This window comes from Mucilaginibacter sp. SG564, from assembly GCF_013149275.1.
In the GTDB taxonomy this organism is placed as follows: domain Bacteria; phylum Bacteroidota; class Bacteroidia; order Sphingobacteriales; family Sphingobacteriaceae; genus Mucilaginibacter.
This window is the reverse complement of sequence record NZ_JABGNA010000005.1, coordinates 91745-115999: the sequence shown is the minus strand read 5'-3', so window position 1 is coordinate 115999 and position 24255 is coordinate 91745. Positions and strand designations below refer to the sequence as shown.

The 24255-nt window shown below is 43.1% G+C and carries 31 protein-coding genes; all 31 read left to right on the top strand.

Annotated features, from left to right (window positions below; genetic code table 11):
• Positions 1-293: 293 nt before the first annotated feature.
• The 31 genes from FHW89_RS12825 (at position 294) to FHW89_RS12675 (ending at position 23985) form a co-directional block, all read left to right on the top strand.
• The gene (locus FHW89_RS12825; RefSeq protein ID WP_172335440.1) at positions 294-581 is read left to right on the top strand and encodes a hypothetical protein; all 288 of its coding nucleotides are present in this window, start codon (positions 294-296) and stop codon (positions 579-581) included.
• A 506-nt stretch (positions 582-1087) separates the two neighbouring features.
• Entirely contained in the window at positions 1088-2026 is a 939-nt protein-coding gene (locus tag FHW89_RS12820; RefSeq protein WP_172335439.1) for a toprim domain-containing protein, read from the top strand.
• Positions 2027-2162: 136 nt separating this feature from the next.
• The gene (gene mobC, locus FHW89_RS12815) at positions 2163-2561 is read left to right on the top strand and encodes a plasmid mobilization relaxosome protein MobC (protein WP_172335438.1); all 399 of its coding nucleotides are present in this window, start codon (positions 2163-2165) and stop codon (positions 2559-2561) included.
• A 299-nt stretch (positions 2562-2860) separates the two neighbouring features.
• Positions 2861-3811 (top strand): relaxase/mobilization nuclease domain-containing protein, encoded by a 951-nt coding sequence (locus FHW89_RS12810; protein ID WP_172335437.1) that lies wholly within the window; start codon positions 2861-2863, stop codon positions 3809-3811.
• An 11-nt stretch (positions 3812-3822) separates the two neighbouring features.
• On the top strand, positions 3823-4464 hold the full coding sequence (locus tag FHW89_RS12805; protein ID WP_172335436.1) for a ParA family protein: 642 nt from the start codon (positions 3823-3825) through the stop codon (positions 4462-4464).
• A complete protein-coding gene (locus tag FHW89_RS12800) occupies positions 4439-4762 on the top strand; it encodes a hypothetical protein (protein WP_172335435.1) in 324 nt (107 codons plus the stop codon). The genes FHW89_RS12805 and FHW89_RS12800 overlap by 26 nt, the downstream gene beginning before the upstream one ends.
• A 116-nt stretch (positions 4763-4878) precedes the next feature.
• Positions 4879-5040: a hypothetical protein gene (locus tag FHW89_RS12795; protein ID WP_172335434.1), complete on the top strand. Its 162-nt coding sequence runs from the start codon at positions 4879-4881 to the stop codon at positions 5038-5040.
• The gene (locus FHW89_RS12790; protein ID WP_253952229.1) at positions 5037-5330 is read left to right on the top strand and encodes a DUF4134 family protein; all 294 of its coding nucleotides are present in this window, start codon (positions 5037-5039) and stop codon (positions 5328-5330) included. Before FHW89_RS12795 ends, FHW89_RS12790 begins: the two co-directional genes overlap by 4 nt.
• A gap of 143 nt (positions 5331-5473) precedes the next feature.
• Positions 5474-5779, top strand: coding sequence for a DUF4134 domain-containing protein (locus tag FHW89_RS12785; protein ID WP_172335433.1), 306 nt, complete (start codon positions 5474-5476; stop codon positions 5777-5779).
• Position 5780: 1 nt separating this feature from the next.
• A complete protein-coding gene (locus FHW89_RS12780; RefSeq protein ID WP_172335432.1) occupies positions 5781-6068 on the top strand; it encodes a plasmid transfer protein in 288 nt (95 codons plus the stop codon).
• A complete protein-coding gene (locus FHW89_RS12775; protein WP_172335431.1) occupies positions 6046-8460 on the top strand; it encodes a TraG family conjugative transposon ATPase in 2415 nt (804 codons plus the stop codon). The genes FHW89_RS12780 and FHW89_RS12775 overlap by 23 nt, the downstream gene beginning before the upstream one ends.
• Positions 8461-8462: 2 nt before the next feature.
• The gene (locus FHW89_RS12770) at positions 8463-9128 is read left to right on the top strand and encodes a hypothetical protein (protein WP_172335430.1); all 666 of its coding nucleotides are present in this window, start codon (positions 8463-8465) and stop codon (positions 9126-9128) included.
• Positions 9125-9787 (top strand): hypothetical protein, encoded by a 663-nt coding sequence (locus FHW89_RS12765; protein WP_172335429.1) that lies wholly within the window; start codon positions 9125-9127, stop codon positions 9785-9787. Before FHW89_RS12770 ends, FHW89_RS12765 begins: the two co-directional genes overlap by 4 nt.
• Positions 9784-10443 carry a hypothetical protein gene (locus tag FHW89_RS12760; protein ID WP_172335428.1) on the top strand — a complete coding sequence of 220 codons (660 nt, stop codon included), beginning with the start codon at positions 9784-9786 and terminating at the stop codon, positions 10441-10443. Before FHW89_RS12765 ends, FHW89_RS12760 begins: the two co-directional genes overlap by 4 nt.
• Positions 10440-11219 carry a hypothetical protein gene (locus FHW89_RS12755; protein ID WP_172335427.1) on the top strand — a complete coding sequence of 260 codons (780 nt, stop codon included), beginning with the start codon at positions 10440-10442 and terminating at the stop codon, positions 11217-11219. The genes FHW89_RS12760 and FHW89_RS12755 overlap by 4 nt, the downstream gene beginning before the upstream one ends.
• A complete protein-coding gene (locus tag FHW89_RS12750; RefSeq protein ID WP_172335426.1) occupies positions 11216-12370 on the top strand; it encodes a plasmid transfer protein in 1155 nt (384 codons plus the stop codon). Before FHW89_RS12755 ends, FHW89_RS12750 begins: the two co-directional genes overlap by 4 nt.
• Before the next feature lie 62 nt (positions 12371-12432).
• On the top strand, positions 12433-13047 hold the full coding sequence (gene traK / locus FHW89_RS12745; RefSeq protein WP_172335425.1) for a conjugative transposon protein TraK: 615 nt from the start codon (positions 12433-12435) through the stop codon (positions 13045-13047).
• Positions 13025-13429 carry a hypothetical protein gene (locus tag FHW89_RS12740; RefSeq protein ID WP_172335424.1) on the top strand — a complete coding sequence of 135 codons (405 nt, stop codon included), beginning with the start codon at positions 13025-13027 and terminating at the stop codon, positions 13427-13429. The genes traK and FHW89_RS12740 overlap by 23 nt, the downstream gene beginning before the upstream one ends.
• Before the next feature lie 4 nt (positions 13430-13433).
• On the top strand, positions 13434-14579 hold the full coding sequence (gene traM, locus FHW89_RS12735; RefSeq protein ID WP_172335423.1) for a conjugative transposon protein TraM: 1146 nt from the start codon (positions 13434-13436) through the stop codon (positions 14577-14579).
• A 1-nt stretch (position 14580) separates the two neighbouring features.
• Positions 14581-15375, top strand: a complete 795-nt coding sequence (locus tag FHW89_RS12730; protein ID WP_172335422.1) for a DUF4138 domain-containing protein — start codon at positions 14581-14583, stop codon at positions 15373-15375.
• A 5-nt stretch (positions 15376-15380) separates the two neighbouring features.
• A complete protein-coding gene (locus FHW89_RS12725) occupies positions 15381-15869 on the top strand; it encodes a hypothetical protein (RefSeq protein WP_216650561.1) in 489 nt (162 codons plus the stop codon).
• 62 nt (positions 15870-15931) lie between these two features.
• Positions 15932-17905 (top strand): type IV secretion system DNA-binding domain-containing protein, encoded by a 1974-nt coding sequence (locus tag FHW89_RS12720; RefSeq protein ID WP_172335421.1) that lies wholly within the window; start codon positions 15932-15934, stop codon positions 17903-17905.
• An 18-nt stretch (positions 17906-17923) separates the two neighbouring features.
• Positions 17924-18334, top strand: a complete 411-nt coding sequence (locus FHW89_RS12715; RefSeq protein WP_172335420.1) for a hypothetical protein — start codon at positions 17924-17926, stop codon at positions 18332-18334.
• Positions 18331-18759, top strand: a complete 429-nt coding sequence (locus FHW89_RS12710; RefSeq protein ID WP_371742449.1) for a M23 family metallopeptidase — start codon at positions 18331-18333, stop codon at positions 18757-18759. Before FHW89_RS12715 ends, FHW89_RS12710 begins: the two co-directional genes overlap by 4 nt.
• Entirely contained in the window at positions 18752-19957 is a 1206-nt protein-coding gene (locus tag FHW89_RS12705) for an ArdC family protein (RefSeq protein WP_172335419.1), read from the top strand. Before FHW89_RS12710 ends, FHW89_RS12705 begins: the two co-directional genes overlap by 8 nt.
• Before the next feature lies 1 nt (position 19958).
• On the top strand, positions 19959-20735 hold the full coding sequence (locus tag FHW89_RS12700) for a DUF4099 domain-containing protein (RefSeq protein WP_172335418.1): 777 nt from the start codon (positions 19959-19961) through the stop codon (positions 20733-20735).
• The gene (locus FHW89_RS12695; RefSeq protein WP_172335417.1) at positions 20735-21340 is read left to right on the top strand and encodes a hypothetical protein; all 606 of its coding nucleotides are present in this window, start codon (positions 20735-20737) and stop codon (positions 21338-21340) included. Before FHW89_RS12700 ends, FHW89_RS12695 begins: the two co-directional genes overlap by 1 nt.
• Positions 21312-21770 carry a PH domain-containing protein gene (locus tag FHW89_RS12690; RefSeq protein WP_172335416.1) on the top strand — a complete coding sequence of 153 codons (459 nt, stop codon included), beginning with the start codon at positions 21312-21314 and terminating at the stop codon, positions 21768-21770. Before FHW89_RS12695 ends, FHW89_RS12690 begins: the two co-directional genes overlap by 29 nt.
• A gap of 146 nt (positions 21771-21916) precedes the next feature.
• Complete coding sequence (locus tag FHW89_RS12685) at positions 21917-22219, top strand: hypothetical protein (protein ID WP_172335415.1); 303 nt, start codon at positions 21917-21919, stop codon at positions 22217-22219.
• Positions 22220-22648: 429 nt separating this feature from the next.
• Positions 22649-23626: a hypothetical protein gene (locus tag FHW89_RS12680; RefSeq protein WP_172335414.1), complete on the top strand. Its 978-nt coding sequence runs from the start codon at positions 22649-22651 to the stop codon at positions 23624-23626.
• An 86-nt stretch (positions 23627-23712) separates the two neighbouring features.
• Entirely contained in the window at positions 23713-23985 is a 273-nt protein-coding gene (locus FHW89_RS12675; protein WP_172335413.1) for a helix-turn-helix domain-containing protein, read from the top strand.
• Positions 23986-24255: the final 270 nt, after the last annotated feature.

Genomic DNA, 24255 nt, shown 5'->3' with positions numbered 1-24255 from the left:
TTGAAAGGCTTGCCTTTTATAGCGTATATCAAATTTGCAGCTTTTGTGGCGAATTTGAAAATGAATGTTTAATAGAAGTTGAAATATAATAACAATTTTTAAATTTTTTTATAGTACGACTTTTCTCCTATTTATTCGCGTTCGACCTCGGTTTTGTTTTGTATGTTTCTAATTATCAATTAGATATAAGGTTAGTGATCGCATTTTAATTGCCGCTTTTGAAAGGGGGGTGAAAGGATTCTTTCACCCCCTTTCACTGTTTTAGCGTGCTCCTAAAACCGTGCTTTGGACTCATGAAAATCGAGGATTTATCTCTGTCAATGCTGAACGCGGTTAATACCGGTGTGGCTAATGCAGTTGCTGAAAGCGGAGTTACTAGCTCTTTTATCAGCAAGGCAGATGCCTACCGTTTATACAGCCGAAGCAATATCGACCGATGGTTGAATGAACAGTTGATTGCTCCTTTGACCGTGCCAGGAAATAGTTCCAAAAGGAAATTTCTTGAAAGAACTAAGCTGGACAGCGTTGCCGCTGCCAGTAACAGGCACACCTATCTGCCAGTGGCAGATAGAAAGCTATAAGCGCTTGGCTTATAACGGTCTTTGACGTACGGGGATGAAACATTATCCTGCCATAAGCAGGAAATTTTGCGAAGGTGAGATTGAAAGCATATCAACAACTGAAAGCGCAAAGGCAGGTGAAGGCCCGCATCGTAGGATGCGACGTGAGTAATCCCGAAAATATTTACCGGCAGAAATGAATTAGCGGGGTCGTTACCCGCTGCCGGTACATGGAAATCAATCCTTTTTAACTTGAAGTTATAGCGGAAGTCGCAGCTCAGCTCGGCGTACTAACCGCATCGATTAAAACTCTATCTCAATAAAAGCGAAGCTTTTAAAATGTTCGGACAGACTAAATTTGAAAGTTGGGTCAATGATGGTTTGATCACGATTAGAAAGGACGTTGATCAATCCGCACCCTGGAGAATTGACCGGCTCCAAATTGAGCCGCTCGCTAAATCTGCCGTCATTTTCAAATTTTCCTGATACAGGACTTTCCGCAGAATTAACCTTTAATTTTTAAAAATATGTCAGTAGTACTTACAGCAAAAGAGCTGAAGGATCAGGCTTCATTAGTTGATTTTTTAGCACGGCTGGGATACCAGCCGGTCAAAAAATATGGGCGCGAAAGATTATACCTCAGCATGCTGCGTGAAAACGACACCAAACCTTCGCTTAGTGTAAATGATGAATTAGGCGTGTGGTTTGATCATGGCACGCGCAAAGGAGGAAATATTGTTGATCTCGGACTTGCCATGTGGGGCAATTTGTCCTTCGGCGAGGTGATCCAAAAGATCCAGAATGTTTGTAATGTCTCCTTATCCGAGAAAAAACCACCACGTCCCCGTATCGCAGTAAAGATTCCGAATTATATTATAGTTGAAACAAAGCCGATTGGTACGCACCCGGCAATTACAGAATACTTAAAAAGTAGGCAAATCTTTGAGCAGGCTAAAGATTGGTTATTTGAGATCTATTATTACGTACAGGATCACAAGGGGGAAAGAAAACATTTTTACGCTGCCGGATGGAAAAATGAAAAGAATGCCTGGGAGGTGCGAAATAAATATTTTAAGGGTTGCCTTGGAAATAAAGCAATCAGTTTTATAGAAGGACATTCCAAAAAGGCAGTTGTGTTCGAAGGGTTTATCAATTACCTCAGCTGGAAAGCTGAGAATGAAACGGCAGACCATAGCGTTATCGTTTTAAACACAATAGCTTTATTATCGGAAGGAATTGAAAAGGCCAAGTCTTATTCCCTCCTGGACATTTATTTCGACCGTGATCAATCAGGTTTGGCAGCATCGAAAGAGTTTATAAGAGCGCTGCCTTATGCCAGCGACCGTTCAGGCGCTTTCGAGGGCTTCAATGACTACAATGATAAATTGGTAGCCACCGCTAAAGTGGTGGAACAGAAAACCAGTGAAGTCATTATTCCCAAACAGGGTGTTTTAAATCGCCGTTAGGCGGGAAAATTCGGAATTTGATATCCGGGAAAATCTTTGATTTTCCTACGGCAAGATGTCTTTTTGTCCGACAAAAAGAATCTTGCCCTCCGGGAGAACTGAAAACTTCGCGACTCGTTTTTTATGAATAAGTATAATGGCAAAAGGAAGACCTTTATTGGAAAGCGGGAAGCGAACCAAGAAAATAGACGCGCGATTTACCGAAGATGAATATAATTTGATCCTGTCCCTGGAAAAATCATTAGGGATCAGCAAAACCGAACTGTTAAGAAGGCGTGTTCTGAATAATGGTGGTTCTATCGTAATCAATGCTAAGCACTTGATTCAAAGCCTGGACGACATTTTTGCCGAAATGGGACGCATTGGAAATAATATCAACCAGTTGGCTAGACATGCCAACACGCTAAATCTTCGGGGCGCGCTTTCTCCACTTATAGCAGAACAATTTAATGTCCATTTTCAGAAGTATTTGCAGTTGCAAACTAAACTGGATATCAGCCTGCGAAAAGTAATCAGGCTCGCCGGCAAATCATAAAGCATTTTTAGGAAATACGTTATTAAGTTCTACCGCTATAAAGTTCATTACCTATAAAATTACATAGTTATAAAGAAATTTAGCTATTCCGTTACTCAGGTACGAAGCTACTTGGATGCGCAGCTATATAGGTATACATTTCCACCGATATGCAGGGACACCGATTTAAAGTTCAATGGTTACAGCGCGGTTCAGCAACAGCGGCATATCGTTATAAAGAGATACCGTTACCAGGTTATTAAGTTACTCTGCTATAAAGAAATATAGCTATTCCGGTACGCCGTTCCATAGTTACCTATATGATCGTCAAAATCCTTTCCTCATCGGCAAAGTTTAGTGGTGTAGTTTACAACACCAACAAAATTGACCGGAATAAAGGCGAATTAATGCGTGTAGCCAATTTTGGTGCGCTACAAGGACTAAGCCGGTTGCGCCCGCAGGATTACATCAATTACTTGCAAATGGTTGCTTCACAAAACATGCGTATCAAAAAACCGCAGTTTCATGCCGTGCTTTCTGCAAAAGGCCGGACTTATTCAAGTAAGGAACTGACTGAAATTGCGGTTGCCTGGCTCGATAAGATGGGTTATGGCAAGCAGCCATATCTGATTGTTTATCATAAAGACACGGATAACAATCACGTTCATGCCATCTCCGTCAGGGTAGATAAGCAAGGCAAAAAGATCAATAGCGCATATGAAAGGCTTCGCGCAATTGGTAATCTCAAAGAAGTGCTCGGCATCGAAAAAGCTCTTACCTACAACTTTAGTACAAGGGCCCAATTCTTTATGGTCATGGAAAACCTGGGCTTACCGAGCAAGGATGCCGATGAAAAAACTATAAATAGTAAGATCAATAAGTATGAGCGGCCGTTACGGCGTATTGCCGAACTGCGCGACATCTTCAGGGAACTTAAACATCGCACTGATTTAAAAGAATACTTATTAGCCAACTACCAAATTGAATTACTGTTCCACTCGGCGGAAGGAAAGCAACCCTATGGATACTCTATTATTGACCATAACCAAAAACTGGTTTTAAAGGGTAGTGAAGTATTGCCATTAAAAGAATTAAAGGCAGCAGATGTCAATCCTGAGCCTATCATTTTGATGGAAACAGTGTCCGAAGAAATTCAAACTGTAGTTGCTTCAACCATTCGCCCGGTTTGGATAGCGGATGATGTGGATGACCAACAAATACATGGTATGCGCCGCCGGAGACAGAAAAAAGCAAGAACCAACACTCGTTAAAAAATAAAATCATGACCATAATTATTGGAAACCAAAAAGGCGGCGCGGGTAAAAGTACCATGACGCTTGTGCTGGCCAACTATCTTACCTCAGCAAAAAAATGCCCTGTAACCGTTATTGACATGGATTATCAGCAGTCCATTTCACAGAAATATGAGAAGGCAAAAATATTAGAAAATAAGGAGCCTTACGAGGTGCTTTCAGCGACCCTCGAAACATTTCCGGTTCTCAAAGAAGTATTGATGAAAAACAGCAAAGACGTCGTACTGATCGATCTGCCGGGTAAGCTTGATGACGACGGTTTACTTGCAGTCTTTAATGCCGCCGACCTTTTTATCTGTCCATTCGCGTACGATGAGTTCACCTTTGAATCAACCATGCTTTTCACAGTGGTGCTGCGAAGGGTTAATCCTAAGATTAAAATGGTGTTCATTCCTAACAGGATAAAAGCGAACGCCAAGTTTGAGATCATGCAGGAGGTTAATGCGCAGCTTTGCAAGTTCGGTGTAATAACCGACGTGCTGCCTGATCGTGTCGATTTCCAGCGTACCAATACTTTCCAAACCCCAATGTCCCTATACCCGGTAATCATCCCCGTTTTTGAAAAAATTTATGCTGATCATTTATATGGAAAACATGAAATCGCTAGCTGACCAGCTGAGGCAGGAACTAACAAAGCCCACAGATAAACAAGTCAAAAAGCAACGCAAAGCAGAAAAAAAGTTTGAAGCTGCCATATTAAACGCCATTCTGGAATTTGACACCAGCCTTAACAAAAGTATGGTGCATGTCCGGTTTGACGAAAAAACCGTGCGGACGATGAATCAATTCAAGATGGCTACCAGCGTGGATGTTTCCAAATTGGTAGCCTTTGCAGTCAAACATTTGCTTGATTCTCAACCCGAAATAAAAACAATAATTAAACACTTTATTCAAAACAATGATTTATGAACTGGTTTAGATTTATTCTATGGCTTGGCGGGTTATACTCCGTCTATTATTTACTCCTGATTGCGTGGGATTTCCTCCGAATTCGACGAATTAACGTCGATAATGATACCAACGAATTGTCCTTTGGAGAAGAGGTTAACGCGGTTGCGCTTACGCCTGAATTAACAAGCGCCGACATCGCTTCTCCTATATACGCAAGCGGCGGCGTATCCCTTAAAAACATGTTTAATCTTTGCCGTGATGAAGCGGTAGAGTATATTAACCAGGTAAGCTATTGAGGAAAACCCTAATAATTCTGGCTTGTTGTTTCGCCGTCTGTTCAGTTTCCGCCCAGCCGGGAATTGCTGAAATGCAACAGGCACAGCAAGATTTAAAATCTACATTTTTCTCAGCTTTTGATTTGTCCCTTATCGTTGCCGGGCTCTTTGGCATCGTAGGCGGACTGCGTATCTATAAAAACGCGCAAATGGGTAAGGATAGATTCACCGCGGATGTCGCCGCGTGGTTTTTCGCCGCCCTTTTTATGACGCTAGCAGGAGTTTTTCTCCGCGCCATTTTTGGCATTTAAAAGCCGGCGTCTTTTCATCCCTTCTAAATTGGGTGTACCACTTAGGGCGTATTTCGTGATCTGAACGCCTGTTATTATACCTGGCCATCTTCTCCATCTGGCTTTTAAAAGATCTCCGCTTCGATATTTTTTTCTCCTTTTTAATGTTTAACAAAACAAAAAAACTGTGGGCATCAGCCATGCTGATCGCCCTGTCTGTGCCTGTATTTGCACAAAGTGGAGTTAATGGTTTAAATACCGCTACTTCAACCCTCAAAACTTATGTCGCACCGGTAACCAACATCACCCTTGTCATTGGCGGTATCGTTGGCATTGTTGGTGCGATCCGCGTGTACTCCAAATGGAACTCCGGTGATCAAGACATCAATAAAGAATTAATGGGCTGGGGCGGCAGCTGTGTCTTTCTCGTAGTTTCCGCATTGGTCATCAAAGCATTCTTCGGATTGTAAGATGGCCAGGAAATTCGCTGTTTACAAGGGGCTGCAAAAGCCCCTTGCTTTCAAAGGCTTCAAAGGCAAGTTCATTTACTGGGGCCTGGCCTCCTTACTTACCGGACTCGTTGCCGGTGCTTTGGTAATGTCATTGATCAATATGTGGCTCGGCGCATTTGTACTTATTGGCTGTATCGTCGGCGGTTTACTCTATACCGCCTCCAGGCAAAAAGGTGGGCTTCACGCCAAAAGCCGAAACATCAACATTTTAATTCTGAATCATTATGTCCGCAAAAAGCTTGTTTAACATCCCCTATGCGGGTATCGATAAAGCTGGTAATTATGACCTGCTTATCGGTTTAACGGGAGAATATTCCATAATTATCGAGATCAATAATCCCGTTATCCGCTATTCGGCTGACCCTTCGGGTTATGAAGAATACCATCACCTGCTGATTAATATCGTTAAGATACTGGGTGAAGGACATTTAATGCAAAAACATGATATTATCAGCCGGTATGCTTTTCATGCTCAAAAAGCAGAGGAATATTTGCAGCAACATTACAATGCACATTTTGAGGGCCGCGAACGCCTTCGCGTGGCTACATACCTGACGGTAACCAAGCAGGTAAAGAAAGGTGCTTTTTACAACTACGATCCGAAGGGACTTCGTGACTTTTTGCAGTCTGTAGGCAAGGTGCTCGATGTATTGCCTTCAGCAAAGGTCATGAATGAGGCGGCTATAAACCATTTGGTCCTGCAAATGCTGAGCATGAATTTTAAAAGCGGCAGCATTAATTTAAACAACCTGTCACCAACGGAAACGGAGGTTAACCTTGGCGAGCGGGCAATTCGGAGCATCAGCCTGATCAACATCGACACTATCGACTTGCCTCCTGAAGTTTCAACCCATATCGAGTTGAATGAAAGGGAAAGCACACGTGGATTCCCGATCGATTTTTTGTCTTTCCTCTTTAAAGTGCCGGGTTGCGATGCCGTAGTTTATAACCAGGTGGTAGAAATTCCCAATCAGGTAATGACGCTTCGAAAGTTGGAGCAGAAGAAAAAGCGCCACGCCGGGATTCCGGACCCTGCTAACCAGTTATGTGTTGATGATATTGATCTGCTGCTCACCGATGTTGCCCGGGAAAATCAGTTGCTGGTCAATGCGCATTATAACATCCTAATCTGCACCCAAAAAGAAGCATTGGACAAAGCCACCAATTTTGTGGAAAGCTCCCTTTTTCAGTTAGGGATCATCCCCAGTAAAAACGCTTATAACCAACTCGAACTTTTTCGGACGGCCTTGCCGGGAAATGGTGGCGAATTGAAAGTGTACGACTGGTTTCTGACCACCTGTGATGCGGCGATGTGCTTCTTTTTTAAAGAATCGCTGCCAAAAGATGAGCCTTCAGATTTTCTGCTTCGATTTACCGACAGGCAGGGAATCCCGATAGGAATCGATCCGGCTGATCTGCCGATGCGAACAGGCCGCATCAACAACCGTAACAAGTTCGTCTTAGGTCCCAGCGGTTCCGGAAAAAGCTTTTTTATGAATGCTTTGATAGAGCAGTATATGCTTTACAACATGGATGTCGTGATCGTCGATACCGGTCATTCTTACTCAGGCTTGTGTGCGTATTACAAAGGAAAATACGTCACCTACACGGATAAGTCCCCGATAACGATGAACCCGTTCAGAATGACGCATGAAGAGTATAATATCGAAAAGAAAGATTTTCTGTGCACTTTGATCGGCGTCGTCTGGAAAGGTGCCGAAGGGATTCTTACGCCGGTTGAGCGTGATGTCATTTCCAATGTTATCTCTGCTTATTACGCTACCAATTTCCCGGTAAACGGCGAGTTAAAGTTTGATACCTTCTATGATTTTGCATTGCAGAAAATCCCCGAAATAAAGCAGGAAGAAAGAATTGTTTTTGATTTCGACGAGTTTCGATACGTACTTAAGAAGTTCTATAAGGGGGGCGAATTCGCCACGATGCTCAATAAAGAAACGGACAAAAGTCTTTTTACGGAGCGGTTCATAGTCTATGAAATTGACGCAATTAAGGAGCATAAAATTTTATTTCCGCTCGTTACGCTGTCGATAATGGACGTATTTATTCAAAAAATGCGGCACCGTTCCGACCGCAGAAAAACCCTCATTGTTGAGGAGGCCTGGAAGGCAATTGCGAGCCCACTGATGGCTGGATATTTACTCTACATGTATAAAACCGTTCGCAAGTTTTGGGGTGAAGCCATTGTGGTTACCCAGGAACTTGGTGATATCATTGGCAATAGCATAGTTAAAGATAGTATCATCAATAATTCGGATACGATCTGCCTGCTGGACCAAACCAAGTTTCGTGATAACTATAATGAAATAGCCGCATTGCTTTCCATCAGTGAAATTGAGCGCCGGAAGATTTTTACCATTAATCAACTCGATAATTCAGAAAACCGCGGACGCTTTAAAGAGGTGTACATACGGCGTGGTGCTATCGGTGAGGTTTATGGTGTAGAAGTGTCTTTGCACCAGTATTTGACCTATACCACCGAAAAGCCGGAAAAATCAGCCGTAGAAAAATATATCAAAAATTTCGGTGACTACGCTGCAGGACTCGATGCTTTTGTAAGCGACTTCCATGCAAGCGGTAAAACATTACCATCATTTATTACACAAGTTAATCAATCTTAAATATGAAAAATTTCACCATAACATTGATCGGCTGTTTTCTTTTTGCGGCAGCCTGGGCACAGAAAATTGTGATTGACCCAGCCGTTTCCTCGGCTATTGCTGTAAATGCCTCGACAATCAACGGGCAGCTAAATACAACCAACAATAAGTTAGACCTGATCCAAAAAGGCCAGCTCGCCGTCACTGGTCAACTGGTCGTGGTTAATAATTTGCAGAACAAAATATATCAGGGACTTAGTCAGGTCGCGTCTGTCATCAGCAACCTTACCACCATAAAAGAAATTGCGGAATGCGGGGCCGATATTGTTACGGACGTCCAAAGCGCTGTAAAAATTGCACAATCTGATCCAGCACTATTGCTATTTGCCGAACAGGGTGCCCGCGATTTTCAAACGCGTGCGACTACATTGGCAGCTGACGTTAGTGTATTCGTATTGAAAGGCGGTACTAACAACCTGATGGATTCCGGAGAACGCGGAAAACTCCTTAACCACATAGCGACAGAAATGCGCATCCTCCGCGGAATTGCTTACGGGATGAACCGGGCTATGTACTGGGCGAAGATAGATGGCATTTTCCGCTCTCTCAACCCCTGGGCGGAATGGCAAAACCAGGATGTGCGCATAGCGAATGATGTTTTAACAAATGCTAAATACTTGAAACAATGAAACAGTTATTATTTTTTTCCTTAGCCCTTTTATTAAATATCGCAGCTTTCGGCCAGCAAAAAACATTAGACATTGTGGGTATTCATCAGCTCGTTTCAGAATCTCAATCTGAACATAAACTCCAGGTTACCGCCCGGAATGAACAGGCAACTGTCAATGCTAATGAGAAGGCTAATCTGACTTTGCTGGCTAAGATTAAAACCACTTACCGAGACTTACAACAACGTTATAATACTTTAGGTACTGTGATAAATTTGGCAGATATCGGCATTTATGCCAGTCCAATGGTTAGCCGAATTATCAGCGATCAGGCACAAATCGTACAACTGGTGCAAAAGAATCCCGCATTGATGGCCATCGGCTACCAATCCGAATTGCAATTTTCACTTCAGGCAAAAGACCTGATGGAATATGTTACGGGGCTCAGCTTATCGTTAGGTGATGTTAACCAAATGAAGGCTTCAGATCGAAAGATCCTTTTCGATTATGTCCTTTCCGAGCTAAGCAGCATCCAAAACCTTTCCGGCAATATGCTGGGCCTGATGCAATATTCAACCCTGACCTCATTATTGAAAGCTGCCAACCCCTTTCAAAATTTCGTTGATGCAGATATAAATATTGGAAAGGATATCATTCAAAACGCCAAATACCTCAAATGAAACAGTGGTTGTTTTTCCTGCTGCTATACAGCGGTATAGCTCAGGCTCAGCAATATGTAGTCGATCCCTGGCATCTTACTGCAGTTACAGAAAATGCTGTAGTCCGAAGCAGTGCTGAAGCCACACATGCCCAGTATCTTGGCAAAATCAATAACAATCTTACCGACCTCAATACGAATGTTGGCTCGGTAGTCTTGGCGCAAACGATTATTTATGAATCTCTTTCAAACGTCAACTCCGCTTTAAAAGACGGACTTGCTGTAAAGAACATGGCAGTTATCATAGCAGATATAAGCAGCTATGTGCAACAGGCGCTATCGTTGGCTAAATCCGATCCAGCGCTTTTACTGGTTGCTAGCGGCATTACATCTCAAATGCGAACAAGGGCGACCCTGCTGGTCAGCGATGTCTCAGGTTACATTCTCAAAGATGGCGATAACGTATTGGCCAACTATAATGCGAGAGACGAACTGTTCCACAAGGTTACTCAACAGCTTCAAATCCTCGATGGAATGGCATACGGTGCCTGGCGAGCTATGTTTTGGGCTAAAGAGCACGGGATTATCAGTAAGCTCAATCCATTTGCAGGCTATATCAACCAAGACAAAAACTTTGTCGCCCAGATCATTCAAAACGCTAAATATTTAAGACAATGAAAAGTATTATTTTATTGCCGCTGCTCCTTTTACATTGGGTCGGCGGATGTTTTGCGCAATCCGTTGTGCAAGACCAGAGTATCCGTTATCAGCAGGAACGAATGGTTTACCTGCAATGGGATCAAAACAAATTTACGCCAAAGGCAGGGTTCTTAAGTCTGAATCCATATTACTGGCTTACATGGGGGCTCTTTTATCCTAATTATCACAAAACGGACCAGCGGCCCCTGAGTGGTTCAGGACCGCAAACCCAGCGGCTCACTTTGGTTGGGGCCTTAAATACGACTGATAATAAATACAAGCTGCAGTCAGATACAGTAAGAAATACGGCCTTGTCGGAAATAGCAAACCAATCCGGCCTATTAAGTGATTCGGATCCATTATGGTTGCTTTATTATAAAAACCAGCTTTCGCCGGTAATCAATAACTCAGCCGCCTCCATACTTTCGGGCCTTTCCCCGCAGGTTTCTGCAAAACTTGTTTCCGAAGGTCTTTACAGTTGGTACAAAAATGAACTGGATATGCTTAAACAGCGTATTGAAGCGGCCCATTCAACTGATATGGATCGCGGTGCTCGCATTCTTGCTTACCATAGATATCTTCTGGAATACAGACGACTTTCCGGTGTGTGGGCGATCCGAACATCTTCGGCGCAATCAACCCTCACCATGGCAGCCCAACAGCAACGGCTAAAAACCAATCAGGTAGGCGTGCCGGACTGGACGCCACATGCTGATATCCAAATCGCAAACAAAGTTTTACAACATGTGCAATGAAAAAGAAACTTTCACTTATCCTACTGCTTTGCCTGTTAGCGCCGGCAGTATTCGCCCAAACTACGACAACCGATAATACTAAAACCCTTGAATTTTTACAGGGTGATGGCGTGTATGAATACGGTGTAATGGTGTTTTTAAAAGGCTTAAAAAATTCCGTATGGACTCATTTCGATCTTTTTATTACGGATGCGAAAGCTCTCTCTGCCATTTTTATGATCATCTTTTTCGCTATAAAAAGCTATGAGATGATGGTTGGCGATAAGCAATTGGAGATTATGCCATTGATGAGGCCCTTTGGCCTGGCAATGGTGATTCTCTGGTGGGGAACATTTGTCAAAGTGATTGCATTTCCAACCGACGTAGTTGCCAATCAGACAGAGCAAATGTTCAATAGTGAGCAAACTACCGTCGATAATCTTCGTCTCAATCGGGCTAACCTCATGCTGGCAGTTGCCAATTCCCTTTATACCTATCAGGCGCAAACACAAGTGGCGGAGAAAGAGAGCGACACTTGGTACGGTCAGGCTTGGGATTCGGTGACCAGCACGGTTAAGCAAGGCATAAGCACTGTAGTCTCTCCATTACTCGAATTGAAAAACAGGTTAGAAGTTGGAATGCAGTTGTTAATTACGCAAATGCTTGAATTAATCGGCATTTGGATCTTGCGGATCGCCGTCTACGTGATCTTTATGATCCAAATCATCTATTCGACAATTTTGATTATTCTCGGTCCTTTTGCGGTTGCCGTCAGTATCCTTCCGGCATTCCGCGATAGTTTCAGCACCTGGATTGCTCGATTCATTTCCGTAAATCTTTACAACGGTATTGCCTATTTAATCATGTATTTAACCGGCTTAATGCAGGAATATGCGCTCACCTCCGAAATTAGTAAATACCAGGAGCTTGTCGGAAAAGACGGTCTGAACGCCAATTTAGAGAAAATGGCCCTGTTTGCCGGTAATGGTCTACTGTCTTTCGGAACGGTGATCATCGTTTTTTTGATCGGTGCGATCTGTATGTTTACCGTGCCCAGCATTTCTACCTGGATCATATCTACATCAGGAATCAGTTCAGCCACTTCAACTTTCGGCAGAAGCGCAGGAACCGTATGGGCAGTTGTGCGCCGGGTTTCCGGTAGCTTTATTTAATCAACCCAATGTTCACGTCAGGGGCCGCTTAAAACAAGCGGCCTTTTTTATTTCCATAAATCATGATTATAAAAAACATCGAAGCCAAGATTAGGCTTGCGACGATCATCGCTGTTGGAAGCCTCGTTACTTCATTATTAGTCGTTGGGATGAACTTCCTCTATACTTATAAGATGGTTACCAACGCGCAAAAAAGTATCTATCTGCTGGATAACAACGTGCCCCTCCTTGCCCGTCAAACCGATATGCAAATGAACAGGCCGGCTGAATACCGTGCCCATATCGATCTCTTTCATTCTCTTTTTTTCTCGTTAACGCCGGATGACAATTACATGGAATATCAAATGAAAAAAGCCATGTACCTGGTGGATGAATCAGGGATGCAGCAATATAATAACCTCAAAGAGAATGGTTTCTTCAATTCAATTCTCTCATCCAGTTCCGTGCTTACACTTCAAACGGACTCCATTGTACTGGACATGCCCAAAAAGTATTTCAGGTACTATGGTAAGTTAAAAATAGACCGGCGCAGCTCAACCGTAGTTCGTTCGCTGATCACGGAAGGTTGCCTGAAAGATATTCCGCGCAGCGATAATAATCCTCATGGCGTGCTGATCACCAATTGGAAGACTCTCGAAAATAAAGATTTACAAGATGTGGAGAAAAATACATTCTAACCGCGATCCCAAGGATACGCTGTATTCGGAAATACGCAAAGAGTTCGGCACTTACTTTAACATCGCAGGTAATCATTCAAAGCGATTGCTCACGACCTACCCCAAAATCTTCTTTGGATTGATGATCGTACTGATGCTCACATCTGCCGCATTGTCGTTTACGGTCTTCCGTCATCCTGAGGCCAAAGTAACACCGGTCGCAAAAAAGGTCAACCCGGTTGGCGACGAATTTTCAAAAATCATGGAAACAGCCACGAGAATCAAAGAAGGCTTGCAGCTCAAAAAACTGATTGACAGTCTGAGCACCAGGAAGCAACTCTCATCGGCCGACAGTGTATTGCTTGAAAATGCGCTTGACAGCCTGCAACAAATTCAACATTAAAATCATGAAAATCAACTTCAAACAACCCAAGTATATCCTGCCTTTGGTGTTGCTGCCGTTTTTCTGTCTGTTTTATTATGCCTGGCAAAGCAGCTTCGATAAGCCAAAGCACGAAACAGCCCCTAAAGCAGGGCTAAATCCAAGCGTAGGTAATGTATCATCTGATATACGAAAACGGCAACTTGCTGACAAACTTGACGCCTTCAGAAATACTTACAAAGAAGCCGATGGTAATTCCGCCGTTGGTGTTATTCCAAGGGAATCAACGAGCAATGCCGCTTACAACAATGATTACTCGGACAAGCAAAAGAAAATGCTGGATTCCATTGCCGCCAGGGCAAAGTTACATGAGCTGGAAAGCACAGATATCAACCGGCAAAGGCAATTAGCCAAAATAATTAACGCCAAATCCCTGCCTGCAGAACAACCTGTTCCGGCACCTGTGCAGCGTGAAAAAGACCCAATGGAAATTTTCAAGCAACAGATGTCCTTAATGGATAGCATCAATAAAGCCAACGATCCGGCATATAAAGCAGAAAAGCAAAAAAAGGATGCTGCGGAAAAATTAGCTAAAGAAAAAGCGTCGCAGATCAGATTCACGGTAACTAAAGGCAATCAAACATCAGGAGATTTCAACACTGTTCTTCCGGATAAGCAACAGGACTTCATCAGTGCTGTGATCGATGAAAATATAACTGGTTACGCGGGTTCGCGTCTGCGGCTCAAATTATTAGAAGATGTTAAAGCCGGAGAAACCCTTATTCAAAAAGGTACTTATTTGTTTGCGCAGATCAGTGGCTTTTCGGAACAACGGGTTACGCTGTCGATTACCTCCATAATTTATGGCAGCAAAATATTACCTGTAAAATTGGAGGTGTATGACCTTGACGGTTTGCCGGGCCTGTATGTCCCGTCGTCGTCCTTCCGCGAGTTCACCAAGGATTTGGGGAGCAATACTGTTCAGGGGGTTACCATTGATGGTAGTTCAAACGGCAGCCAATTTCTGATGAGTTCAGTAGATAAGATATTCCAATCTACGTCTTCAGCCATTGCCGACCTGATCCGAAAAAACAAAGCTAAGCTAAAATACAATTCATACATCTATCTCATTGATACGGATGCTTTACAAAACGCTCAAAAAAAATATTAATATGAAAAAGCTATTGTCATACCTCTTCCTCCTGTTAGCGGCTGTCGCTCATGCTCAGGAAAAAATACCGGTAGTATACCTTCCGGAAAATCTGACCATTCATTTTATTTCGCCTGAACCTGTTCAATATGTAGACATTTCTGATAAAAGTTTAATTGGTGACCTGCCGCTAAAAAATGTCTTGCGTATCAAATTGAAAGATTCCCTTAAAGCTTTCACAGGTTCAGTGATCACCATAGCGGGAGAAAAATTCATTGCCCAATACCAGCTGTTGCCGGGCTATCCCGGAGTTCCGACAAAAATCAATATCAACCCCGCCGATACTCGTCCATTGGATATTTCCGGAATCGGGCTATCGCAAAATCAGCTTAAACTCCTTTGCCTGAAACTTTATACGACAGGCGCGGAAAAAAAACTGGATAAGATAAAGGCTTTTGGTCTCATAGGGCTGGTCAATCACATCGCCACCTTAGGAGATTACGTATTCCTGGACATCGCTTTCCGAAATAAAACAAACCTCAAATATGATATCGAAGATTTCAGCTTTAAGATTGATGATAAAAAGGTTACAAAGGCAAGCAACATTCAGTCCGTCGAAATCAGCCCCGTATTTGTGCTTTCGGGAGTGTCCTCATTCTCAAAATATTATCGCAATATCTTTGTGTTTAAGAAAATGACATTTCCAAGTAATAAGGTGCTGCATGCCGAACTTAGCGAGAAGCAGCTATCAGGACGTGTTGTTACGCTAAGCATTAATTATAAAGATTTGCTGGAAGCTGATAACATTGATTTTTAAATGCGATGGTTATACAACTTATCAAATGTCCATTGCATCGCTATACGTTTTCAGTAAAACCAATCCGGAATTGGGTTGAGCAAGTTTGTAGTGGTAACGTTTTAAACTTATTCGCAGGCAAAACCATACTTGACTTAAAAGAATGCCGGAACGACCTTGATCCCGATATGCCCGCTGATTATCACGTTGATGCACTTGCCTTTTTGAATGAATGGAAAGGTAATCAGTTTGATACGATCTTATTAGACCCACCATATGCTTACCGGAAAAGCATGGAACTGTATAAAGGCATTATCTGTAGTCCATTCCGGAAGTTAAAGGATGCAATCCCAAATTGCCTTTCACCAGGGGGGAAGGTCGTTACTTTCGGATACCATTCTATTGTTATGGGAAATAATAGAAAGTTTAAAGTCGAGCGATTGGCAATCTTCAGCCACGGAGGCGCAATACACGACACCATAGCCAGCGTAGAAGTATATTGCCCTAATTCATAATATAACTTTCACACTTAACGTAAGAGATAATAAGGTATCCTTCCGTTGCAAACATTTAATTTATGGAAGAAACCCGTGAGCAGCAGAAGTTGCATGGGTTCATGCAAACTGCTATTTATCTGTCCGTCCTGCTTGAAGTCGCCATCTTCGTTTATCGTAAAGCCCCGATCTGGGGCTTTTTTTATGCCCCATTGGATAAGATCGCTCAGGTAGTTATCTACAGCAACCTGGCTTACAGCAAGCTCACAACCCTGACATTGATGTGTTTGGTCAGCATAGGTACCTTGGCCAAGAAAGAAAAAGACCTCAACCCTAAAAAGCACATTGTTTATCCGCTCAGCTTAGGTCTTTTTCTGTTTTTCGGCAGTGCCATATTTCAAGGGCGACCGTCTTCATTGGCATTTACTTATACCTCATGGTATAACCTGTTCTACATCATTTCTTCATTCATTGGTGCTTTGATGACCAGCTTGGCGATGGATAATATCTCTAAACTGATCAAGTCAGGCCTTGGTAAAGATCAATGGAATACGGAAGCAGAAAGCTTCATGCAGCCTATGAAAAAGCTGGAAACGGCGTATTCGGTGAATATCCCCATGCTCTTTTATTACAAGGGAAAAGTCAGAAATGGCTGGATCAATATCGTCAACGTTTTCCGCGGTACCATAGTCATCGGCACTCCGGGTTCTGGTAAGTCCTTTTCGGTGGTTAACCCGTTTATTCGGCAGCTCATTGCCAAAGAGTTTACCGTCTGCCTCTATGATTTCAAGTACCCAGACCTTGGGCATATCGCTTACTATCATTACTTATTGGCTAAGCAAAGTGGGAAACTAAAGGGATTCACCTTTCATGTACTCAATCTCAACGAGGTGGAGAAAAGCAGGCGAATCAATCCCTGGCGCGCTGATTATATCCGATCATTGGCCGATGCAGCCGAAACAGCAGAGGCGCTTGTGGAAGCGCTCAAAAAAGGCGACCGGTCCGGCGGCAGCGATCAGTTCTTCACGCAATCCGCAATTAACTTTTTAGCCTCCTGCATTTATTTTTTGAGCAAGCACGCAGGCGGTAGGTTATCCAGTTTTCCGCATGTATTAGCCTTACTCAACCGTTCATATGAAGAAATATTCAATGCCCTGGTATCCGAGCAGGAGCTAAGATCGCTTTTATCGCCATTCATGAGCGCTTATAATGCGAAAGCCTTCGACCAACTGGAAGGCCAGGTCGGTACGCTTAAGATATTTATAAGCAGGCTCGCCACAAAGGAAACGTTTTGGGTGTTTTCAGGTAATGATTTCGACCTTAAGATATCAGCCAAAGAAAAGCCTGGCATTTTAGTGCTGGCTAATGATCCCAACACTCAAAATATCAATTCAGCCTGCTATTCGATCATCACCAACCGGTTAACCAAATTGATTAATACCAAGGGTAACCTGCCCTCGGCTTTAATTGTCGATGAGGTGCCAACGCTGTTTTTACATAAGGTGGAAAACCTGATCGCCACGGCCAGAAGCAATAAGGTGGCCGTACTTATGGGATTGCAGGAACTGCCACAGTTCAGTCAGCAATACGGGAAAGATACCGCAGCGACGATTACAGCGGTTGTCGGAAATGTTTTATCAGGTTCCGTAAGAAATAAAGAAACCCTGGAATGGCTTGAACGGTTATTCGGCAAATCTAAACAGCTTGGCGAGGGATTGTCCATTGACAGAAATAAAACGTCTACCTCGCTCAACGAAAAGCTGGAAGCACTGATTCCAGCCGGTAAGATCGCTTCATTAAATGCCGGAGAAATGGTCGGCGTCATAGCAGCGGATGCCCGGGAAACCTATACGGGCCAGTTCGAAACCTCCGCCGTGAACTGCCGGGTATCGCTCGATCTTAAAGAAATTGCAAAAGAGGAAAAGGGTTACAAACCCTTGCCCACTTATTACAATTTCGGCGACAAAAAAGACGAAATACTCCGCCAGAACTTTTCAAGGATCAGCTTGGAGATACAGGAAATGGTCAGCCAATTCCGTGCGGCACCGGCTCAATAATCATCAAATCTTAAAATCATGAACAATGAAAGCTTAAACGGTACGCTCGTTCTCGTGCGGCCGGACTTAACTGTAGACCCCGCTAATGGCCAGGGGAAAGTTGCCATCGTAACCTATGATCGGGAGCAATCTAAAGAGGTGTATGTAGCCTTTAACAACGGTAAAGAAGCCATTTATCCACCGGAATTTTTACTCAAGCTAAAAGACAAGAACAACATACTCCGTGACCTGATGGCTAATGGCGCGTCTATGCCGCTTGACAACTTCAAGGATCTATATAAGATTAGCCTGCTCCTGGACAGGGGAACCAATACGGCACGCTGGCAGGCTTTAGAAGTGGCCGCACATAATCCGGCAATATGGGATAAAGCCTTACAACCTGCAAAAACAGCAGAAAAACAGGTGCTCGAAAAATCTTACAGCCGGTGAAAGCCTTTTTCGCAGCCTGTATCGTTTGCCTACCGCTGAAATCAATGGTCATCACCTCACCCTATGGTTATCGCGTCCACCCGATATCGGGTAAAATAGAATACCATAATGGAGTCGACCTCAGAGCCAGGCAGGATACAGTTTACGCTGTGCTGAGCGGTGTTGTCCGCAAAGTCTGCCATACTTTCAGCCTTGGAATAGCGGTCAACCTGCAACATGGGGAAATCAATACCATTTACGGCCATTTGAGCAAAGCGTTGGTCAATCCCCAGGATTCGGTTCTTGCAGGACAGGCAATCGCGATCAGCGGTGGGACTGGACAGGTCACTGCGCCGCACCTGCACTTCAGCGTCCGCTATCAACAGCGGTATATCAACCCATTGAATTTTTTATACGAAATATTGAAAACTACAAATCATGAGTAAAAACTTTAAACCCTTGCATGAGCAAATCGCTAACAAGCTCATTGCCGAATTGAAAGAAGGCACGTCGCCGTTTCAAAAACCGTGGAATGATTCTGATGCCCCGGCATTCACCATTCCGGTAAACCCGACTACTAACAAAAACTACCGCGGCATGAACGCCTTATGGTTATCCATGCAGGGCTACCAGGACCCGCGTTGGATGACACTGAAACAGGCGGATTATGCAGGTTTCACCGTTGAAAAAGGCGCGAAAGCAACATTGATCAACTTTGTCAAAACTTCCAACATGGAAGCCATGCGTGATGTTAATGGCGATAAGATCAAGGACGAGAATGGACAGACGCAGACCCGTGTCACCACTTTAGACAAACCGATCATCACAAACGCCTGGGTGTTTAATGCAGAGCAAATCAAGGGCGTACCGCCATTGGCTGATTACCTTGCTCAAAACCGCGCAGAACAGAAATGGACACCCATTGAAAAAGCGGAAAGTTTACTGGCAGCCAGCCAGGCCAAAATTAATCACGGCGGTAATGAGGCTTATTACAATAAAACAAAAGACGTTATACAACTGCCATTCAAAGAACAATTTGATAACGAAACGAAGTATTATGCCGTCGCTCTGCATGAATTAGGACACTGGACGGGCCACGAAAGCCGCCTGAACCGCCCGATGGAAGGCCGTTTCGGTTCCGAGCAATATGCCCGCGAAGAATTGCGCGCTGAGATTGCTTCATTAATGATCGGCAGCGAGCTTCAAATCGGCCATAATTTTGGCCAGCATGCCGCATATGTGAGTAGCTGGGTGAAAATATTAAAGGATGAACCATTTGAGTTATTCCGTGCGTCTGCAGATGCACAAAAAATCTATGACTTTGTGCTCGAACTTGGTGAAAAGCGTGATTTGAAACAGGACAATGGCGCTGATCAACATGCTATCGCAGCGAAATCCGGGGGAACCAATACACTGGCTAAGGGTGACGAAATCGCCTACAATAACAACGTTTACAAAGTACTCGATCTGAAAGGTAAGACTTTCAAGATGGAGGATTTCGAAGGAAATAAGTTTAACCTAAAACAAACGGACGGTCTTTTCAAGTCGCTTCTCGGCGCAAAAAACAATCCGGCTGAACGGCAAATAGTGGTTGAGGAAGTAGTTGAAGAAGTAACCGTTACTCGTAATAAAATTGGACGATAAGATGGATGTCATACACTATAACGAAAAGATGCTTCCGATGCAAGACTTGGAAACCGTAGGCCTTGCATCAGGAGGGCAATTGCTGCTGAATGTAGCCGATTTAAAAGCCTTACTTTCAGGCCGCCGAACAGCATTGATGCAGCTGCAAAACCTGGAGGCGGAGAATATCAAAATCAAATCAATGGATGCAAAGGTTTCCCTAAAGCCGGACGCCAATGGAAAGATCAACCTGTTGATCCACCCGGTTTATAAAAAACCAGCCACGCCGTCCTTCCTGGATGATAATGAGGCGCAAAAACTTGAAAAGGGAGAAGTCGCGAATTATCTGAAAACCACCCTTGATGACCAGGGCAATAAAAAAGAGCTATTGGTGGAATATGATGCGGAAACGCGTGAGTTTATCATTTCGGATACCGAAAAGATCCTGGCACCAGATATGGTCAATCTCCAGTTTTTGACCTCAGCCCAAAAAGAAAATTACCGGAGAGGCAAAGAAGTAACCTTGCCGGATAAAACCACATTTGGGTTTTCGGCAACCGATACACATGGCATTAGGGCAAATAAATTAGCTTTGGTTGCCTCCATTCTGATAGATGGCGGGCTAACCTATGTAGTTTACAAGGGGCTGAATATGCTGTTCAACCAAAAACGGAATGAAGTGGAAGCGGCCAAGTTGAGTCCCGGCTACTACAACGCTGTTCAAGACGCGGCTGAGCAACAAAATGGTCATGTGCCAAATCAAATCAACCGTACTTACACCCGCAGTGGGTCACGCTGATGGATGCTTATTTAACAAAACTTGGCGTTCCTCCAAAAATCCAGCAATTTTTTGCTGTGGAGGAACCCATTTTTGATTTCGGCAATGAAAGGGAATATTTTAGCGAGAACGTGCATCGCGTACCAGCCAGCAATAATTTATGGATGGCGGGAGATCAGTTGGCAAGGCAGGTCGTCATTACGTTTTCCGCAATGGAGGCCATCGCTTTCCTTACACTTAATCAAACAACTTTTCAAAATTTCAACGATCTGCTTTTTATCGCAACTGGTACACGGTTAAGTAATGGGCAAATTAACTGGCTTCGAATTAACCTGAAAGGCCGTGAATTGACATTGGCATTTGGAAACGAGTTGATTGGTAGAATAACCGACATCAAGGTTGCCACAGCGATCAGGAATAAAGCCGTAAGACTAAGGTTTCAGGAAGGCAAAGTGATTGCCTGGCTGAAAGAAAAAAAAGTAACCTTTGAAGAAGATAAACTAAGCCTTTATGCATTTGAAACCGCGCTTGGAGTTCGCACAAAGATTCGAACCTGCAAACCGCTCGATCAACTAACTTTTTTAGATGAATTAAAATATGACAAATCAAGACGACATTATACTTAAGCCTTCGGTGCTTTTTGCATTTTTAAAAATATTGCCATTACTGACACTGGCGCTGATGTTTCTTTTTTTAGCCTGGAAACTGTCCCCATATTTCATCGTGTTTGGAATCGCTATGGCCGGATTTGCCTGGTACAGGCTACTGTTTATAAGAAATTGCGAATACCTCGTAGGCAAGGAGTATATCAGGATAAGCCGTGGTATATTTTTTAAGCGTATCGATCAGGTGGAAATGTACAGGGTAGAAGATTACATTATTACGCAATCTTTTCTCTTGCAAATGTTCCGGATAATGGAAATAACGCTTAAAAGTACTGATCCTGAAAATCCGGTGATATGGTTACGAGGAATCCCTTTATCTGACCTGATCGAAACGATCAGGGAGCGTGTACAGAAAGCAAGGAAAGAGAACAGAATTGTCGAACTAAATTAATTTAGGTGATGTCTCATTTTTTCAAAAATTGGAATTTTAACTTTACTTTAAAAGGTCCAATAATAATTGTCCACCGTATCAAAAAAGCAAAATAAATTTGATTTAAACTAACTTTCTTAGTAAATTTAATCGTCATTTTTAACACAATGGGAGCTATCGTACGAAATGTTTTATTGGCTTGTTTGATCTCTACTTTTGCATTTTTTGGTGCGTTGGGAGATGGCGCTACACATCATAAAGCAGACCGAAAATTAACGCCGCAGCAAATTGCCATAAAAGATGCTGAGCGAAGTAAAGAAAGTTTAACTTGTTTAGGTGTCGCAGGTTTAGCCTGGGTATTGTGCTTTTGGCGTTGCGGAGTGATCAATCGCCGGATCAACACTGAGCGTATATACCAGCAACGCTTTAATGAATACATGCGTAACTCTGCGTTTACCAGGCATTATTGATTAGACACCAAAGTGATTTAATTATTATTAATTTGCAAACTCAATATGCCGGCAATCTGCCGGTTAATTGTGATAAGGTTTAGGTTGAAAGGTCCCAGCGGCGAGCGCTCCGGGACTTTTCTGTTTTTTAACCTTTTTGTTTACGGCATATAGCTTCCAAGCTTATGGGCTTACTCTAAAATTAATCACAATTCTATACTCATTGAACTACATCCAGTTTGGTTCGAACGGGCAATTTTTGATTTCCGCCTTCTTCAGGTAAAGCCCCTAATATCGATTTGCCAGCCTCTATTTATCCTTGACCGGCGAATCGACAATAACCGGAAGAAATATAAAAAACGGACCGACAACTGGGACACCCGACCAGTAAAAAGAGGCAGATAGCTTGCCATTTATCCAATAGACTTATACTTCAATACCTTTTTTTTTATGAAAACCAGCTTATTAAATAAAGACTTGGCGCTTGATGAGCGGCAGTTTAACGAGGCAGTGACCAATGACTTTATTGGCACAAATTTTATGGACCGACTCGAATGGGCAATGCTGATGATACAGCAAAACTTTCAACAAATGCGGCTCGCGGAATACCTGCCTTCTGTAACACGCAACCACTTTGATAAAGCGTACCTGATTGCGGGTGGGGAAGACGCTTTGAACAATCAGGTAAAATTCTTCAGGCCTTTCACCGATCTGCAGGCGTCCCCGGACATATTCCCGGACCTCAATATTAAGGTCATGACATTCGAGGAAACAATCCAGCTAAATAAGATCAGGCAACTCGATATGCGAACCAAGCAAGCTTTAAGATCTAAGTTGCATTATGCCTATGAAATTTCTACTGCATTTTATAATAAAAAAACGGAGGCGTTTTATGGATTTAAAAGCGGTTACGAACTTAATAGAGGTTTTTTCGAGTTGGGTACTAAATTCGATCAAGTGGCTAAAGTTAACTTTGCAGAGCTGCCAAACCCGATCTCACTTCATCCAAATTATAGCGTGCCCAGAAATGCCATCACGATGTTGACAAAAGAACAGGTGGTTGATGTCATGCGACTGATCGCAATGTCATACCAAGTTGCAATGTCCATGTATTATGAATGGTCTATTTATATTAAGGAGTATGATAATATAGGCTTGATTGTTCCCGTCGAACCACAAATACTCTCAGAGCTGTACAAAACCTCATTGATGAAGTTTGAAAACAAGCGGCAAATGGTTCATTTTGTAAAGGAGCACTATCGCAGGAAGATCGCGTCACCAGGGGAAAATTATAGCATTTTTGTTAACCGATATCTGCGCGGGGAACATCGGTTCAACTACCGCGGATTTTATGCAGAAGTTATTCCGCCCAAATATGACCTGCTGCGCGCCAAAACAAAAAAGAAATTTGTTGACGGTTCAAAATAAGATTTACGTTTTGTCAGATAAAACCACGCCTAATTATCGCGTCGGGCAGTCGCCAATGACGCGTCCAAATTTATCAACTTATCATCATGACAATTGAAGTTATCACTAAAGACGACCTCGAGGCATTTCGTCGCGCGCTATTAAATGATATCCGCGCCTTGCTATCCAATGATAAACCTGAAACGAAGGAATGGCTAAGATGTGCCGATGTCCGAAAAATACTTAAAGTTTCGACAGGGACTGTCCAAAATCTAAGAATAACCGGAAAACTTAAGTCTCAAAAGGTAGGCGGTATTCATTTTTACAAATTATCCGACATTGAAAACATGGTCAGTGGAAAAAATAACAAATTACTATGACACCGAAAACTCCCATTATTTTATCCCTGTATAGCAAGATTGCTGCAGACGAACGAGTGAATGTTTGGCATATCAGTTTATATACATTTATACTGTTACTATGGCAAAAAAACGGTTACCAAAATCATTTAAATGTATCGCGACGACAGTTAATGGTCGGCGCTCATTTTCGAAGTAAAAGTACCTACCATAAATGTATAAGTCAGCTAAAAGACCTTGAATATATCGCGTACATGCCGACTTATGATTCTTACCAACGCAGTAGTATAG

Coding starts and splice junctions, on each gene's coding strand:
- FHW89_RS12825 (WP_172335440.1), top strand. CDS start 294: ATGAAAATCGAGGATTTATCTCTGTCAATGCTGAACGCGGTTAATACC.
- FHW89_RS12820 (WP_172335439.1), top strand. CDS start 1,088: ATGTCAGTAGTACTTACAGCAAAAGAGCTGAAGGATCAGGCTTCATTA.
- mobC (WP_172335438.1), top strand. CDS start 2,163: ATGGCAAAAGGAAGACCTTTATTGGAAAGCGGGAAGCGAACCAAGAAA.
- FHW89_RS12810 (WP_172335437.1), top strand. CDS start 2,861: ATGATCGTCAAAATCCTTTCCTCATCGGCAAAGTTTAGTGGTGTAGTT.
- FHW89_RS12805 (WP_172335436.1), top strand. CDS start 3,823: ATGACCATAATTATTGGAAACCAAAAAGGCGGCGCGGGTAAAAGTACC.
- FHW89_RS12800 (WP_172335435.1), top strand. CDS start 4,439: ATGGAAAACATGAAATCGCTAGCTGACCAGCTGAGGCAGGAACTAACA.
- FHW89_RS12785 (WP_172335433.1), top strand. CDS start 5,474: ATGTTTAACAAAACAAAAAAACTGTGGGCATCAGCCATGCTGATCGCC.
- FHW89_RS12780 (WP_172335432.1), top strand. CDS start 5,781: ATGGCCAGGAAATTCGCTGTTTACAAGGGGCTGCAAAAGCCCCTTGCT.
- FHW89_RS12775 (WP_172335431.1), top strand. CDS start 6,046: ATGTCCGCAAAAAGCTTGTTTAACATCCCCTATGCGGGTATCGATAAA.
- FHW89_RS12770 (WP_172335430.1), top strand. CDS start 8,463: ATGAAAAATTTCACCATAACATTGATCGGCTGTTTTCTTTTTGCGGCA.
- FHW89_RS12765 (WP_172335429.1), top strand. CDS start 9,125: ATGAAACAGTTATTATTTTTTTCCTTAGCCCTTTTATTAAATATCGCA.
- FHW89_RS12760 (WP_172335428.1), top strand. CDS start 9,784: ATGAAACAGTGGTTGTTTTTCCTGCTGCTATACAGCGGTATAGCTCAG.
- FHW89_RS12755 (WP_172335427.1), top strand. CDS start 10,440: ATGAAAAGTATTATTTTATTGCCGCTGCTCCTTTTACATTGGGTCGGC.
- FHW89_RS12750 (WP_172335426.1), top strand. CDS start 11,216: ATGAAAAAGAAACTTTCACTTATCCTACTGCTTTGCCTGTTAGCGCCG.
- traK (WP_172335425.1), top strand. CDS start 12,433: ATGATTATAAAAAACATCGAAGCCAAGATTAGGCTTGCGACGATCATC.
- FHW89_RS12740 (WP_172335424.1), top strand. CDS start 13,025: ATGTGGAGAAAAATACATTCTAACCGCGATCCCAAGGATACGCTGTAT.
- traM (WP_172335423.1), top strand. CDS start 13,434: ATGAAAATCAACTTCAAACAACCCAAGTATATCCTGCCTTTGGTGTTG.
- FHW89_RS12730 (WP_172335422.1), top strand. CDS start 14,581: ATGAAAAAGCTATTGTCATACCTCTTCCTCCTGTTAGCGGCTGTCGCT.
- FHW89_RS12725 (WP_216650561.1), top strand. CDS start 15,381: ATGGTTATACAACTTATCAAATGTCCATTGCATCGCTATACGTTTTCA.
- FHW89_RS12720 (WP_172335421.1), top strand. CDS start 15,932: ATGGAAGAAACCCGTGAGCAGCAGAAGTTGCATGGGTTCATGCAAACT.
- FHW89_RS12715 (WP_172335420.1), top strand. CDS start 17,924: ATGAACAATGAAAGCTTAAACGGTACGCTCGTTCTCGTGCGGCCGGAC.
- FHW89_RS12705 (WP_172335419.1), top strand. CDS start 18,752: ATGAGTAAAAACTTTAAACCCTTGCATGAGCAAATCGCTAACAAGCTC.
- FHW89_RS12700 (WP_172335418.1), top strand. CDS start 19,959: ATGGATGTCATACACTATAACGAAAAGATGCTTCCGATGCAAGACTTG.
- FHW89_RS12695 (WP_172335417.1), top strand. CDS start 20,735: ATGGATGCTTATTTAACAAAACTTGGCGTTCCTCCAAAAATCCAGCAA.
- FHW89_RS12690 (WP_172335416.1), top strand. CDS start 21,312: ATGACAAATCAAGACGACATTATACTTAAGCCTTCGGTGCTTTTTGCA.
- FHW89_RS12685 (WP_172335415.1), top strand. CDS start 21,917: ATGGGAGCTATCGTACGAAATGTTTTATTGGCTTGTTTGATCTCTACT.
- FHW89_RS12680 (WP_172335414.1), top strand. CDS start 22,649: ATGAAAACCAGCTTATTAAATAAAGACTTGGCGCTTGATGAGCGGCAG.
- FHW89_RS12675 (WP_172335413.1), top strand. CDS start 23,713: ATGACAATTGAAGTTATCACTAAAGACGACCTCGAGGCATTTCGTCGC.